Origin of the sequence: Kiloniella spongiae (assembly GCF_001026905.1) — a bacterium.
GTDB lineage: Bacteria > Pseudomonadota > Alphaproteobacteria > Kiloniellales > Kiloniellaceae > Kiloniella > Kiloniella spongiae.
The window spans coordinates 12,643-27,500 of sequence record NZ_LAQL01000017.1 but is presented as its reverse complement, the minus strand read 5'-3'; the positions used below and the strand labels follow the sequence as shown (position 1 = coordinate 27,500).

The 14,858-nt window shown below is 45.0% G+C and carries 15 protein-coding genes; 5 read left to right on the top strand and 10 right to left on the bottom strand.

The window, feature by feature from the left end; all coding sequences use genetic code 11:
- Positions 1 to 97 precede the first annotated feature (97 nt).
- Positions 98 to 892, top strand: coding sequence for an aspartyl/asparaginyl beta-hydroxylase domain-containing protein (locus WH96_RS18275; protein ID WP_047765674.1), 795 nt, complete (start codon positions 98 to 100; stop codon positions 890 to 892).
- Between the two features lie 96 nt (positions 893 to 988).
- On the opposite strand, the gene gor is transcribed toward WH96_RS18275, so the two are convergent.
- From gor to WH96_RS18255, 4 genes are all read right to left on the bottom strand, one after another.
- Entirely contained in the window at positions 989 to 2,362 is a 1,374-nt protein-coding gene (gor, locus tag WH96_RS18270) for a glutathione-disulfide reductase (RefSeq protein ID WP_047765673.1), read from the bottom strand.
- Positions 2,363 to 2,607: 245 nt separating this feature from the next.
- Complete coding sequence (locus WH96_RS18265; protein WP_047765737.1) at positions 2,608 to 3,603, bottom strand: NADP-dependent oxidoreductase; 996 nt, start codon at positions 3,601 to 3,603, stop codon at positions 2,608 to 2,610.
- A gap of 191 nt (positions 3,604 to 3,794) precedes the next feature.
- The gene (locus tag WH96_RS18260) at positions 3,795 to 4,391 is read right to left on the bottom strand and encodes a YceI family protein (protein WP_047765672.1); all 597 of its coding nucleotides are present in this window, start codon (positions 4,389 to 4,391) and stop codon (positions 3,795 to 3,797) included.
- Between the two features lie 85 nt (positions 4,392 to 4,476).
- Entirely contained in the window at positions 4,477 to 5,937 is a 1,461-nt protein-coding gene (locus WH96_RS18255; protein WP_047765671.1) for an NAD-dependent succinate-semialdehyde dehydrogenase, read from the bottom strand.
- Between the two features lie 247 nt (positions 5,938 to 6,184).
- Here WH96_RS18255 and WH96_RS18250 point away from each other — a divergent pair, with 247 nt between their 5' ends.
- Positions 6,185 to 7,042, top strand: a complete 858-nt coding sequence (locus WH96_RS18250) for an endonuclease/exonuclease/phosphatase family protein (RefSeq protein WP_047765670.1) — start codon at positions 6,185 to 6,187, stop codon at positions 7,040 to 7,042.
- Between the two features lie 52 nt (positions 7,043 to 7,094).
- Here WH96_RS18250 and WH96_RS18245 read toward each other — a convergent pair whose 3' ends face one another.
- The 6 genes from WH96_RS18245 to glmU form a co-directional block, all read right to left on the bottom strand.
- A complete protein-coding gene (locus tag WH96_RS18245; RefSeq protein WP_204248243.1) occupies positions 7,095 to 7,640 on the bottom strand; it encodes a P-loop NTPase family protein in 546 nt (181 codons plus the stop codon).
- 208 nt (positions 7,641 to 7,848) lie between these two features.
- Positions 7,849 to 8,298, bottom strand: coding sequence for a GNAT family N-acetyltransferase (locus WH96_RS18240; protein ID WP_204248242.1), 450 nt, complete (start codon positions 8,296 to 8,298; stop codon positions 7,849 to 7,851).
- 57 nt (positions 8,299 to 8,355) lie between these two features.
- Positions 8,356 to 8,805 carry a GNAT family N-acetyltransferase gene (locus tag WH96_RS18235; protein WP_047765669.1) on the bottom strand — a complete coding sequence of 150 codons (450 nt, stop codon included), beginning with the start codon at positions 8,803 to 8,805 and terminating at the stop codon, positions 8,356 to 8,358.
- A gap of 16 nt (positions 8,806 to 8,821) precedes the next feature.
- Positions 8,822 to 9,289, bottom strand: coding sequence for an NUDIX domain-containing protein (locus WH96_RS18230; RefSeq protein ID WP_047765668.1), 468 nt, complete (start codon positions 9,287 to 9,289; stop codon positions 8,822 to 8,824).
- 14 nt (positions 9,290 to 9,303) lie between these two features.
- Positions 9,304 to 11,127 carry a glutamine--fructose-6-phosphate transaminase (isomerizing) gene (gene glmS / locus WH96_RS18225; RefSeq protein WP_047765667.1) on the bottom strand — a complete coding sequence of 608 codons (1,824 nt, stop codon included), beginning with the start codon at positions 11,125 to 11,127 and terminating at the stop codon, positions 9,304 to 9,306.
- Between the two features lie 6 nt (positions 11,128 to 11,133).
- Positions 11,134 to 12,504, bottom strand: coding sequence for a bifunctional UDP-N-acetylglucosamine diphosphorylase/glucosamine-1-phosphate N-acetyltransferase GlmU (gene glmU / locus WH96_RS18220; RefSeq protein WP_047765666.1), 1,371 nt, complete (start codon positions 12,502 to 12,504; stop codon positions 11,134 to 11,136).
- Positions 12,505 to 12,825: 321 nt separating this feature from the next.
- Here glmU and WH96_RS18215 point away from each other — a divergent pair, with 321 nt between their 5' ends.
- The 3 genes from WH96_RS18215 (at position 12,826) to WH96_RS18205 (ending at position 14,720) form a co-directional block, all read left to right on the top strand.
- Positions 12,826 to 13,494 (top strand): HAD family hydrolase, encoded by a 669-nt coding sequence (locus WH96_RS18215; RefSeq protein WP_047765665.1) that lies wholly within the window; start codon positions 12,826 to 12,828, stop codon positions 13,492 to 13,494.
- 220 nt (positions 13,495 to 13,714) lie between these two features.
- Positions 13,715 to 14,092 carry a c-type cytochrome gene (locus tag WH96_RS18210; protein ID WP_047765664.1) on the top strand — a complete coding sequence of 126 codons (378 nt, stop codon included), beginning with the start codon at positions 13,715 to 13,717 and terminating at the stop codon, positions 14,090 to 14,092.
- 238 nt (positions 14,093 to 14,330) lie between these two features.
- The gene (locus WH96_RS18205; protein WP_245629509.1) at positions 14,331 to 14,720 is read left to right on the top strand and encodes a c-type cytochrome; all 390 of its coding nucleotides are present in this window, start codon (positions 14,331 to 14,333) and stop codon (positions 14,718 to 14,720) included.
- Positions 14,721 to 14,858 lie beyond the last annotated feature (138 nt).

Here is a 14,858-nt window from a genome sequence, read left to right as displayed (position 1 = left end):
AGAACAAACATTTGCCAGGTTAAAAAATCATACCGCAATAGATCTGCATGGGACATTTTACTCAGGTAGTTAGCGGTCAGAAGCTAAGGGTCACTAAATGAGCAAGAAACAGATCAGCCGATTATTACGGGTAATCATTCCGTTGGCGATCCTCCTCTACTTTATTCCTCTCCTGACCATTGCCTTTATCATTATGGGACTTCTAGATGTCGGACGCCATCACCAGGTGACTGCAGATCTGGCAAAGAAATACTTTACAGGTAACGGCATGCTTACCTGGGCCTTGTCACCGATCAATCTGTTCCTTGACCTCATTTCTGACCGGAACAGATACGTATACAAACTAGATGATTTTCCCGAAGGGCATCGCAACGAAATTGCAAGCGTCCTGAAAGAATTTGATAATAACAAAGAAGAGATCATCAGCGACATTCGCGCTCAACTTGGGGGAGAGAGCCGCGGTATGCTGTTTTACAAATGGTATGGCAAAAACACCAATGATGCAGTTCCCGCCTTTAACAAGGAATTTACCTATATAAAAACCATTGGTGTGTCCGTTTTTAATAAAAAGAAATCGACCTCGCTGCACTTCGGTCCCTTGCGCCTGACGCTACGGGTTCTCTACAACCTGACACCAATCAAAAGCGATAACATCTATATCGAGGTGGATGGCAAAAAACACTACTGGCACGATGATCCGCTTTTCATTTTTGACGACACGATCCAGCATCAATCCATCAATGAAGAAGATCATGAACGCTATTGTGTCTTTGTTGACGTTCTACGCCCATCAGCCTTCACAGGATTACAAAACATCTTTATGCAAATCATGCAGACTGTCTTTATTAATTTTAATGGCATTTTCTACAAAAACTGGACCTTTCTTAAATAGGTAAAAGATAAGAAAAACCTCGTAGGAAACACAAATAAAGGGCTGCACGAAACTCATGCAGCCCTTTTTAATTCAACCAAATGCCAGCTTAGAAACTTACTTTCTGGGTTCACGCATCGTCACAAACTCTTCCGCAGCGGTTGGATGTATGCCAACAGTTGCGTCAAACATATCCTTCGTTGCCCCGGCTTTAATAGCAACTGCAAAGCCCTGAACGATTTCAGGTGAATCAGCTCCGACCATGTGAAGCCCAACAACTTTCTTGCCGTGTTTCTCAACAATCAGCTTCATCAAAGCTCTCTCATCGCGACCAGACAAGGTGTGTTTCATCGGGCGGAAAGAAGATTGATAGACCTCGACATCACTATAACGATCCAGCGCCTGTTCTTCGCTTAAGCCAACCGTACAAACGGGTGGATGGCTAAAGACAGCTGTCGCAACATTATGATGATCCATCGCCCGGGGTTTGCCCTTAAAGGCTGTATCAACAAAAGCCATTGCTTCTTGAATAGCAACCGGCGTCAGGTTAATCCGATCTGTCACATCACCAACCGCATAGATATTCTTCGCCGTTGTCTGCGAGAATTCATCAACCTTGATTGCGCCTTTGCTGTTTAGTTCAACGCCAGCCTTTTCAAGACCAAGCCCTTCGACATTCGGCTTACGTCCTGTTGCCGCAAAAACAGCATCCACTTCGACCTTACGACCGTCAGAATAGGTAACTTCCAATCCACCATCTGTTTTTTCTATTCCCTCAATCGTCAGATTAAGCTCAAGCGCAATGCCTTTTTTCGTCATTTCCGCACCCAGAAACTCCCGAACATCACGGTCAAAACCACGTAGAAGAGCATCCCCACGGTAAACTTGCGTAACGTCGGAACCAAGGCCATTGAAAATACCTGCAAATTCGACAGCGATATAACCACCGCCATAGACAATCACACGCTTGGGCAGTTCATCCAGATGAAAAGCTTCGTTAGAGCTTATCGCATGCTCCCAACCTTTTCCTTCTGGGAAGACAACATGTCCACCCGGAGCTAACAAGATCTTGTTAGCTGTAAAGGTTTGATCGCCGACACGCACGGTATGCCTGTCTTCAAGGACAGCACGCCCGTCGTACCTTGTTACATTCGCATTCTTCAAAATGCCTTTATAAATGTCCTCAAGGCGATCAATCTCTTTATCTTTATTGGCAATCAACGTTTTCCAGTCAAAAGAGCTATCGCCAACGGACCAGCCAAATCCAGCAGCGTCTTCGAATTCTTCATGGAAATGGCTTGCATAGGAAAAGAGTTTCTTAGGCACACATCCGCGAATAACGCATGTTCCGCCATAGCGATATTCTTCTGCCAAGGCGACTTTAGCACCTGTAGCCGCGGCCATTCGAGCACCACGTACACCACCGGATCCCCCACCGATCACAAACAGATCGTAATCATATTGAACATCATCATCGTGATAGGTTGGCATGCAACAGGCTCCTGAAAGATAAAGCTATATTATTGATACTAAATACTTAGGACAGACTAGATAGAAATAAAAGTATCGAATTTAAAGACCTCAACATAATGCACGCTGTAAAGCGATGGGAAAAGTGCACATGTATTCATCATAACATGCTGTTTCTTATGTAGAGTTCAATTATCACAAATTCGTGACAGGCAATACTTCTGGGTAAGAACAAAAAAAATCGAGCTGACAACCAGAGCGTCAACCTAAAGCTTCACAATAACCTTGCCCTGATTTGTTCCCGCCAACAGGCTTTCCAGCCCCCTTGGTGCAGAAGAAAGCCCCTCAAAAATCTCTTCGCTAAAACTTAATTTTCCCGCTTTGTACAACGGCAAGAGGCCTGCAACAGCTTCGGAGAGACGGTGCATGTGATCAAAGATCAGGAAACCTTGCATTTTGGCGCGCTTTACCAGCATCGTTCGCGATACACGCGGTCCGTTCACATGCTCAGGGGAAATACCAATCACCCCGCAAACCGTCATCCGAGCACCGATATTAAACTGGTTCATAACGGCATCCGTAATTGGACCGCTGACATTATCGAAATAGACATCCACACCATCAGGGCAAGCCTTGGTAAGATCACCCGCTAAATCGGTCGCCGTTTTGTAGTTCAGTACAGCATCATAGCCAAATTCATTGAGGCAACGCACCGCCTTTTCATCACTTCCAGTAATGCCAACAGTTCGGCATCCCCTTGCTTTGGCGATCTGCCCAACCATAGATCCAACTGCGCCCGCAGCTGTCGAAACGACAACAGTTTCCCCGTGTTTTGGATCGCCAATTTCGGTTAAGCCGAACCAGGCCGTTGCGCCTGTCATACCCAACACATGAAGATTTATTGAAAGAGGACCGTCGTCGGGATTTACTTTCCGTTCAACATCAAAACCATCACTGACTGCAAACTCCTGCCACCCAAACAGTCCATAGACAAAATCTCCAACAGCATAGTCAGAATGTTTGCTCTCAACGACTTCACCAACGGCAAAGCTACGCATCACAGTCCCAATCTCCACGGGCGGTATATAGTTCGGCATATCTGTTACCCAACCACGCATCGCAGGATCAACTGAAAGATAGTGATTCTTGATCAGCAATTGGCCATCAGACAAAGATGAAAGCTGTTTTTCTTCCAATCGGAAAATTTCGGTTGAAATAGCTGGATTTGGACGTGCTGCCAAAACAAGTTTTTTATTCTTCATCTGATTGCCTTTGTCACTGGGCATTAAGTATTGCGGGCCCTAAGGGAATTGCATCGGTCAGTATCCACGAGAACACCCATCCGATCTTTTACCCTACCACTATAAATTTAGAACACAGATATTAAACAGAAAAATAGCCTGCCACTGCAAACAACAACGACAGGCCATAGACAAAATACCAAATTATATTCCTATTTGGAAAGTTCAAATACAAAGCGATAGCTAACTGGTACTGCTGTCGAAATTGAACTCAACTCCGCAAGCTCCCGCAAGATCTCAACGCCACCTTCCAAATTAAACTCTTCAGCATCGAGCATAACAACCAAATCTGGTTGCACCATAATTCGTGTTGGGCTAAGGCGTGTCACAATAAGAGAGCTTGTAATCTCACTATCAGCACCAGCAATTGATACATTCGTATCAACGTCTTCCAAAACCCTTATCTCGCCAGGTTTCAGGGTTGCCAAAGAAACCATATCGACATCCATGGAAAGTGTTGCTTGCGGCCATGAAACGACTTTAAAGACGTGTTCTTTAAGACGGTCATCCCGAATATCGATACCAGTCTGTACAGAGGCCAGTTCAATCTGGATCTGTGCCTTTCCCTCGGCACTCACACCTCCCTTAAGATTAGTAAAGTAATTGCTCTCCCCAACCGATGCCTTCTTGATAGAGCCAAAGCTCAACCGCGAACTGTCGTTATCAAGCTGCCAATCACTTGCCATGACCTTCAAAGGCAAGAACACTAGCGCCAAAGCGAATAGAAAATTGATTGTATATCTTAACATTATAAAAGCCTTAAATTTTGTTAGTCCTGATTATAAAACACGCAAGAGCAACTTTTATTCATGACTAAAGAGGTTTTGTTTCAAATTAACCCTCTAAACCCATATTAATATACTTAATTTCAAGATATTCCTGAATCCCGTATTGTCCACCTTCCCGGCCAATCCCAGACTCTTTGATTCCCCCAAAAGGTGTTGCTTCGGAAGATAGTGTTCCTGAATTAGCCCCGATCATACCGTAGTCCAAAGCTTCGGACACACGCCATACTCGACCGACATCACGAGAAAAGAAATAGGCGGCCAAGCCATAGCGCGTGGCATTCGCCAGTTCAATAGCCTCGTCTTCGTGCTCAAAACAATAGAGCGGTGCAATTGGGCCAAAAATCTCTTTGTGAAAAACCTGCATATTCTCAGTAACGCCCGTCAACACTGTAGGCGCATAGAACTGATCGCCAAGAAGCATTGGCGCCCCCCCAACAAGCGCCTCCGCTCCCTTGGACAAAGCATCACGGACCAGGCCATCAACCTTATCAATGGCTCGATCATCGATAAGCGGCCCCAACTCCACGCCTTCATCTTGGCCAGCGCCAACCTTTATCTCTTTTACCGCCTTTGCCAACTTTTCGGCAAAAACATCGTAAACACCTTTTTGAATCATAATACGATTGGCACAAACACAGGTTTGCCCTGCATTGCGAAATTTGCTTGCAAGCAAGTGCTTTACTGCAAGATCAAGGTTTGCATCATCAAAAACAATAAAAGGTGCATTCCCGCCAAGCTCCATAGAAACCTGTTTCACGGTCAAAGCACATTTTTCCATCAGAACTTTACCGACAACGGTTGACCCGGTAAATGACAGCTTACGAACAGCATGGTGGGACGTCATTTCATCCCCGATTTCCCCAGCCTTGCCCGTCACAACGTTAAGAACACCATCTGGTATCCCCGCTCTTTGGGCAAGAACAGCCAACGCAAGAGCAGAGTATGGTGTCTGAGGTGCCGGTTTGACAACAACCGTACAGCCAGCGGCCAGGGCCGGTGCACACTTGCGCGCAATCATCTGCGCCGGAAAGTTCCATGGTGTAATCGCCGCAACAACACCTATTGCCTGGCGGATTGTCAGAAGCTGTTGATCGTTACGCCCTGCCGGAATAGTTTCTCCGTAAACCCGTTTAGCTTCCTCTGCGAACCATTCGATATACCCGGCAGAAGACTTGATTTCGCCTCTGGCTTCGTCCAGCGGCTTGCCCTGTTCAGCAGTCATAATCTGGGCCAGGTCATCCTGATGTTCCAGCATCAAATCATGCCAGCGTCTCAAAACGGTAGCGCGCTCTTTTGCTGTTTTCGCCTTCCAGCTTGCAAGTGACCCTTCCGCGCTTTCTATAGCCCTTCGCGTTTCCCCTGCCCCCATCCAGGGCATCTGCCCCAATTCATGTCCCGTCGCCGGATCATAAACAGACGCTGTTCTTTTGGAATCCGCATCAACCCATTCCCCCGCAATAAAGGCCTGTTGTTGAAAAAGTGATTTATCCCGCAAAGAAAGAGGCATAACGAATGTCCTGAAACATGAGGCGAACCCAACATACATTTCGGCTCACAACATAAGATAGATATATGAATAGGATTGAACGCTATCCAAGCCACCTATCTGGTACAAGTACCAATTCTGACTTTTACCTTTGTCAGGGGACATTGTTCTTCGTTAATCCTGATGGTTTAGCGCTTGCCTTGTTCTGGCAACCACGTCAATTTACCTGCTCTTTTAGATATATTCTGTGTACAGGTTGAAAAATAAAATGACCACCGTTGTGAGTTGGAATATTCAGTGTGGCCTTGGCGTAGACAACGTTGTCGACCTTGGGCGGATTGCAAAGGTCATAAAATCCCAAGGTGATCCGGATATTATTTGCCTTCAAGAAGTTGCACGTTTTGACCCAATCTCTGACAAAGGTCAGGCAGCAGATCAATACACTATTCTCTCAAACCTATTTCCTGAACATACCCCCTTTTTTGGCCCAGCAATAGATCACCTGTATCCCGGTGAAGATAATCGCCGTCAATTTGGCAACATGATCCTTTCACGCTTGCCCGTTCTACAGGTCTTTAACCATCTGCTTCCTCAGCCTCGCCCCGAAATTCCTTGCAAGAATATGCCACGTCAAGCACTGGAAGTTGTAGTTAATCTCGAAAGTGGCCCCTTACGCATCACAACAACACATATGGAATATCACTGTGCAAAACAGCGCTATTCGCAAGCTGAATATCTGTGCAAGGTACAGGAAGAAGTCATCGCAAACCAAGATTATCACAGCATAGCGCCATCATCCGGACCCTACGCGGCTATCCACAGACCGGAACGCAGCATTATTTGCGGGGATTTTAATGCAGTGGTAGGCGAAGAAACCTACCGGCTGTTGAATTCAGAGATTCTCGAGACATCAAAACACTATATTGATGCATGGTCCGCTTTCCATAACGATAAAAAGCATGCCCCAACTTGCGGCATCTTCGATCCGGAACAATGGCCAGAAGGTCCGCATTGCCGCGACTTCTTCTTCATCACAGAAAGTCTGACAGCCTTGGTGGCGAACATTTTCGTTGATGAACAAACGGATGCTTCAGATCACCAACCTGTTATACTGGAATTGGCATAGCTTTCTTCCAACGAAATAAACTATGCTAATCAAATATGTCCCACTTCTAATTTTATTTACGCTCAGAGGCTAGAGAAGCAATAAATTTCCTAGTTTCAGCAGGACTGGTTAAGCGTACAAAATTGATATAAGAATATTCTTTATCTTTCAATATTTTCTCATAATATTTTATATTACTTCTATAGCTTTTCATTGTCCAAAGCAGGACAGAATCGCGACTTAAAAAAGTTTTTCTGAAACTCTCAACATTGCCCGTTCCAGGCCAGTTCTCTTTCTTCATTACAGCTCTAATAACAGCCCGTTTTGAAGCTTGGTAAAAAGTTCTTATCCACGAATAATCTATCCAAACCACGGTATCAACATTAGCCCATTTGACAGATTGTGTGTGATTATAATTCCCGTCTAATATCCAATTTGAACCAGACGTATTTTCCACAATAGCGGAAAGAAATTCTTTATCTGAAGCGTTTTTCCAATTCGGTTTCCAGTGAAAAATATCCATCTCAACATGCGGATAATCCAATACACTGGCAAGAGCGCGGGCAACAGTGGACTTACCGCTTCCGCTGGTCCCAATAACATTTATGCGTTTCATCATATCAATAACCTTCAAGAACACCTTGATACTGACTATCCTCAGACAACAATAGGAATACAGCCCAGCGACGAAGTGCTTTTATTAATCAGATAAAGATGTGAAATTTTACGGGTCAGAGTTTACATTCAATGAAATGCTACGTCGGACATAATAAGAAAAAGGTGTGACATCCACAGACTATAAAGATCACGCCCTGGCGTTTTGTAAATCAAATCGTCAGATAATAAAAGTAGTGATCAGTCTCACGTTCGAACCCAAAAGATTCATAGAGCGACTGTGCTTTTGCATTCAGAATATCGGTTTCAAGAAGGAGCCCTTTGGAATTCACCTTTTTCCCATGATCCCGCGCCGCCGTTAGCAGTTTTCTGGCAACGCCTTGTCCCCGTGATTTTTCATGCACATAAAGATCATTCAGGATCAAATCCCTCCGAAGGGAAACAGAAGAGAACGTCGGATAGAGTTGGGTAAAACCCAAAACATCACCATCACTATTTTGCGCATAAAATACCACCGACTCAGAATTGGCTCGGCGCTCTGAAAGAAAAATCTCACAAGCCTTGCGATCACTTTCCTGTCCATAGAACTGACGATAAAGATCAAAACATTCAACGACTTTATGGATAGTCTGTGTATTAGCCTGCAGGATCTCTATTGTCATTTTATCGCTCTATATTTATGGCTTAGAACATTTATATAAAGATATTTCTAATGGACATCAAAGACTAAGATAATAGTAGCGTCGATCTGTATCATGCTTAAACCCCAGACTTTCATAAAGTTCCTGAGCTTGCACATTATCAATTTCCGTCGCCAGTAAAGTTCCCTTGGAATTGATCTGAGCCGCGTGCTCTTTCATGGATTGTAAAAGCTTACGCCCGATACCTCGATTACGCTCTGTTTCCAAAACATAGAGATCACCAAGAAAAAGATCTCGTCGAAAAGGCACCGCACAAAAAATAGGATAGGCCAGAACAAAACCAATCGCTTGTCCTTCAGTATTTTGGGCAAAGAAAATAATTGCTTCGTTCGCGGCTAACCTATCACCAAGAAACTGCCCACAAGTTTTCAGATCAGATGTTTCTCCATAGTGTTGTCTGTAGAGATCAAACACAGACGAGATCTTCTTTACATGCTCTGATTTTGCCCGAAAAATTTTAACCGACACGCCTTACTCCTGAAAATCAAACCCCGACATCAATAGGCTTATCGGGAATAATACAATCAATCAAATCTGGCAGATACGTCGCGATTTTTAAAGGCACAAAAGTTTCACCAGATGCTGTGATATCTGTCGCATCCCACCAACGATAACCGTGGAAGTGCCGATTTTCATTTGCATCAGGCATTGCCTGTGGAGGATCAAACTTCTCGGACTGGATTAAGTAAAAGGTCTCATTGACACAGATATCTTGCTTGTTAAAGGTCAAGCGATGTTCTCTGGTCCAAACCAAAGGACCAATATCCCAGTTACTCGCAAAAATCTCTTCGTTTAATTCACGGCGTAAAGCAAAAACAGGATCTTCATACCTCTCAAGGCCGCCTCCGGGTGTCAACCATAGAGGCTCTGTATTGGGGTACTGCATACGTGCCAATAAAATTTTATCATCGGGCGAGAGAATAACAGCCCGAACAGCACGACGTTTTTTCATCACTTGATCGTCTATCACTCCACCGTAACAGATTTGGCAAGATTTCTCGGTTGATCGACATCCGTTCCCTTCAGAACAGCCGTATGATAGGCCAGAAGCTGAATAGGAAGCGCATAAAGGATTGGCGCAACAAAGGGATCAACCCTTGGCAAAACAACACTGTGTTTGGCAATATCTCCGGCCCGGGCAACGCCCTCTTCATCAGAGAAGAGAATAATCTGCCCACCGCGTGCATGAACTTCCTGAAGGTTGGAAATTGTCTTTTCCATCATCGGACCGCTCGGGGCACAGGCAATAACCGGAACATTTTCATCAATCAAAGCAATAGGACCGTGTTTCATCTCGCCTGCGGCATAACCTTCGGCATGAATATAACTGATTTCCTTGAGCTTCAATGCCCCTTCCATCGCCATGGGATATAGATTACCACGACCAAGATAGAGTACATCCCGTGCTTCACTGACATCGGCAGCGATTTTGCGGATGATTTCATCCGTATTCAGAATTTCAGTGATACGCGACGGGATTTCGGTCAAAGCAGAAGACAGCTCTGCTTCGCGTTCCGGTGAAATTGTTCCTTTGGCACGGCCAATACCAATCGCAAGACAGGCAAGAACGGTAAGCTGCGTGGTAAAAGCCTTGGTTGATGCCACACCAATTTCAGGCCCAGCCAAAGTCGGCAAGACCATATCTGATTCACGGGCAATAGTAGATTCAGGCACATTGACAACAGAAATAATCTTTTGCCCTTGTTCTTTGGCATAACGAAGTGCTGCCAGAGTATCAATTGTCTCACCGGATTGGGAAATAAACAGGCTGACACCATTATCAGGCAATGGCGCTTCACGGTATCTGAACTCGGATGCAATATCGACTTCGACCAACTGACGTGCTTCCTGTTCCAGCCAGTATTTAGCCACCATTCCTGCCAAGGATGCCGTACCACACCCGACAATGGTCAAACGGGAGATATTAGCCAAATCGAACGGAAAATCCGGGAGCTGGATAGAACGTGCCAAAGGATTAAAGAAAGTATGCAGTGTGTCACCAACAACTGCTGGCTGCTCATAAATTTCTTTCTGCATGAAGTGACGATATTGGCCCTTACCAATCATGGCACCAGATACAGCCGTTTGAATTACTTCTCGGTTCAAAAGGTTTCCTGCAAGATCCCGGATAGTCGCGCCATTGTTATCCAGAACAACCCAATCCCCTTCTTCCAGATAACAAATCTGATCAGTCAGATGAGAAAGAGAAAGAGCATCTGAGCCCAAATACATCTCGCCATCACCATAGCCCACGGCCAGCGGGCTGCCACGACGTGCACCAATCATCAAGTCTTCCCGACCGGCAAAGACAATCGCCAAAGCAAAAGCCCCTTCAAGACGCTTGAGCGTCGTATGAACAGCCTCTTCAGGTGACAAACCATCATTCAGATAATTTGTGATTAAGTGCACAACAACTTCGGTATCCGTTTCCGTCTGAAAGGCTTGCCCTTTCGCGTCTAACTCAGCACGTAGTTCCTGAAAATTTTCGATAATGCCATTATGGACAAGCGATACCTTGTCACTGGCATGCGGGTGCGCATTGATTTCATTGGGGCGACCATGTGTTGCCCAACGGGTATGACCAATTCCTGTCATACCGGTAATGGGTTCTTCTTCTACACGATTCTGCAGGTTAACGAGCTTACCCTGAGCACGTCGTCTTTCCAAACCACCATCAACCAACGTGGCAATACCAGCGGAATCATATCCACGATATTCCAATCGCTTCAAACCGTCCAATAAGAGAGGAACAACAGGCTTTGTACCGATAATACCAATGATGCCACACATAATGCTTTAGCCTTTTTTCTCTTCTTTAATCTTTTTACGACTGGCACGGAAACTCGCCCCAGCACCAGCCTTGTCAATCAAACGTCCTCGAACCACAGCCATAGCATCGTCTGCGACTGATTTCGTGATTGTTGACCCCGCACCGACGATTGCGCCAGCACCGATATCAACAGGGGCAACCAGCGCCGTGTTCGACCCAATGAATGCCCCTGCACCAATAGAAGTTTTCCATTTATTAAACCCGTCATAATTACAGGTAATCGTTCCTGCGCCTATATTAGCCTTGGCACCCACTTCGGCGTCACCAATATAACTCAAGTGATTGGCCTTGGCGCCCTCACCCAGAACAGCATTTTTGGTTTCAACAAAGTTACCAACTTTGCCACCCTTTCCGATCACCGTACCCGGGCGCAATCTGGCATAAGGACCAATTGCAGCCTCTGCACCAATTTCAGCTCCTTCAATGTGACTGAAGGCTTTAATATGACAGTTATCCGCAATAGATACCTTTGGACCAATAAACACAGACGGTTCAATAATGATATCCCGCCCAAACTCTGTATCCGTAGAAAGCCACGTCGTATCGGGATCCATTAAGGTAACGCCCTGTGCCATGGCCTTTGCTCGCAAGCGTTGTTGTAAAACACCTTCAGCTACCGCAAGCTCTTGACGGGAATTAACTCCCATAACCTCTTCTTCACTTGCCTCAACAGCGCGGGTATCCAAACCTTCGGCATAGGCAAAATCAAAAATCACCGGAAGATAGTATTCTCCTTGGGCATTGTTGTTATCCAGTTGATTAATCAATCTATGTACTGTTGGCCCCTCGCCCAGTAAAATCCCTGCATTACAAAGATCAATCGCACGCTCTTCGTCTGTTGCATCTGCATGCTCAATAATACCCATAACGCGGCCATCACTATCCTGCTTAACCCGACCATAGCGCCCGGCTTCTTCGGGACGAAAAGCCAGACCGATAAGCTTTGGTCCATTTTCTTCGCATCTTTGCGCGCGCATAGCTTGGTAGGTTTCTGGACGAATAAGCGGTGTATCACCAAAGATCACCATAATGTCGGCTTGATCATCTGAACCACAGAAACCATCCAAGGCATCAAAAGCCTGTTTCACGGCATGGCCCGTTCCCAAACGATCAACCTGAACAACTGTCTTATGTGGCGCGGCTACTTTTTCTACAGCCAGAGCATCAGGACCGACGACAACGACAATACGATCAGGGGAAAGGGTCTCCACACCGTCCAGAACATGCGACAGCATCGGTTTTTCTGCCAGGCAGTGAAGAACCTTTGGCAAGTCTGATTTCATTCGGGTGCCTTGGCCGGCAGCCAAAACAATCACAGCGAGTTTACGTTTTGTCATAGATCTCTGAAGCTCTAAGGATCACAGTTGGTTAAATGTTTTCACAGTGCTTACCCCCTGCCTCTCTTGGGATCAACCATTAGAATACGTCATACCAACAAAATCAGGCAAAAATATAGCGCACAGAAACTGACACAGAAAAAATCGTATCTCAAATCACCTTTTATTTCTGTGTGTTACACAATATTTCGATTTATTACAGGACAATATCTTTCTAAAATTGAAAACGAAGAGTTCTTGTGAAAAAGATTATTCCTGTTTAGCTTTTATCAGCTAATGCCTAGAGCCAATATACCAACTTGCAAAGTAAGCCTAATCTTCATGACCAAACGCAACGTACTTGTCTTCGACCTCGATGGTACTCTTATTGAAAGTGCGCCCGATCTCGCTTTATCTCTACGAATATTATTGAAAAGCGAAGGACGCAGGGAACCGGACCTTATCGAAGTAAAGTCAATGATCGGTGATGGTGCGACAAAACTGGTTGAACGCGGTTACGCCGCAACAGGGTCTGCACTTTCAGACGATGAATTGCAAGAAAAAGTCGAAAAATTTCTCGAGATTTATGCAGACAATCTTGTTGTTGATACACACCTTTACGAAAACTGTCGCGCCGTACTAAAAAGCTTACAAACAAAGGGGTGGAAACTCCTGATTTGCACCAACAAACCCTATGCCCCAACTTTAGAAATTATGAATAGGCTCGACCTTAACGGTCTGTTCGACAAAGCTGTCGGCGGCGATAGCTATCCCATTAAAAAACCGGCCCCTGATCACATCCTCAAGCTGCTGGATGAAACAGGCGTCAGGCCAGAACAAGCCATTATGATCGGCGATGGTGTTAATGATGTCCTTGCAGCGAAAAGCGCCAGGATACCATCCATTCTTTTCACACATGGTTATGGTACAGAAGCCGCGAAAGCACAGAAACCTGATGTGATCATAGACACTTTTCTAGAACTTGAAGACGCCATTAACAGCCTTGCATGAGGCTGCGACATTACCGCGCGCACCAGTACAATTATGATGTAAAAAGCTCGCAAGCGGGATAAAATTGAGCATAATCAATTCTTAAACGGGTCTATTGGCCTAAGTTGCGCCAAGACAGCTAGCTAAAGATTATTTAATGTTTAAGGTTCGCTTAGGTATTGCAGACATAATGTTTAACCGACAGAACTAAACAACATACACAACTCAGGAGAGAGTAATTATGGCAAAAATCGCCACCATGGCCTTGGGCCTTGTTATCGGATTAGGTCTTAGCCTTAGTGCCGCACAAGCTGGCGATGCCGCCGCTGGCAAAAAAGTCTTCAAGAAGTGTAAAGCTTGTCACACTATTGATGCTGGCGGGAAAAATAAAATTGGCCCGAATCTTCACGGAATCGTTGGCAAAGCCGCCGCATCAGTAGAAGGTTACAAGTATTCTAAAGCGATGAAAGCATCTGGCCTGACATGGACCGACGAAAATCTCACTGAGTTCTTCAAAAAACCTAAAAAGTTCGTCCCAAAAACAAAGATGTCATTTGGCGGACTGAAGAAAGACAAACAAATTGAAGATCTTATCGCCTACCTAAAAGAAAACAGTTAAGTTTATATCGCAATATAATGATACGAAACCCGGGCTTAAAAGCTCGGGTTTTTTGTTTACGCGTCGATATAACAATTTCTCGCGCTCCATCACGTGTTCGCGAGATCTTACAGACAAATTAACTTTCCCCCCTCATGATAGCGTCATCAATCGCGCAGGCTTAAACCTCAAAAACACTGAGGCAGGCCAAATATAACGAATAAAAGCTGGAACAAGCTTCAATCAGGAGAGAGTAACTTTGTCGATATTTACGCGTCACAAAATTCTAAGCCTAACAATGGGGCTAGCCATCGCATCATCACTTTATACAGGGCAAGCTTCTGCAGGGGATGCAGTAGCCGGCAAAAAAGTTTTCAACAAATGTAAAGCCTGCCACACAATAGGGAAAAATAAAATCGGACCTGATCTCGCAGGGCTATTTGGCCGACCCGCTGCCAGTGTCGAAGGGTATAAGTATTCCAAAGCTATGAAAGCCTCCGGGATTACATGGACAGAAGACAATCTGGCGAAATTCCTAAAAAAGCCTAAAGCATTTGTCCCAAAAACCAAAATGGGTTTCGGTGGTTTGAAAAAAGAGAAACAAATCGAAGATCTGCTTGCTTACTTGAAAGAAGTCACTGCACAGTAACCCTTATTAAAACGCACACTATATCATTCTCGTTTACCTAAAGACTGATATTTTAACAAAGCCAACTGTATCATCCAGTTGGCTTTGTCTTTTTCTTCCTTTTTTCTGCCATTTACTTGTCACGTGACATTCTTTGGT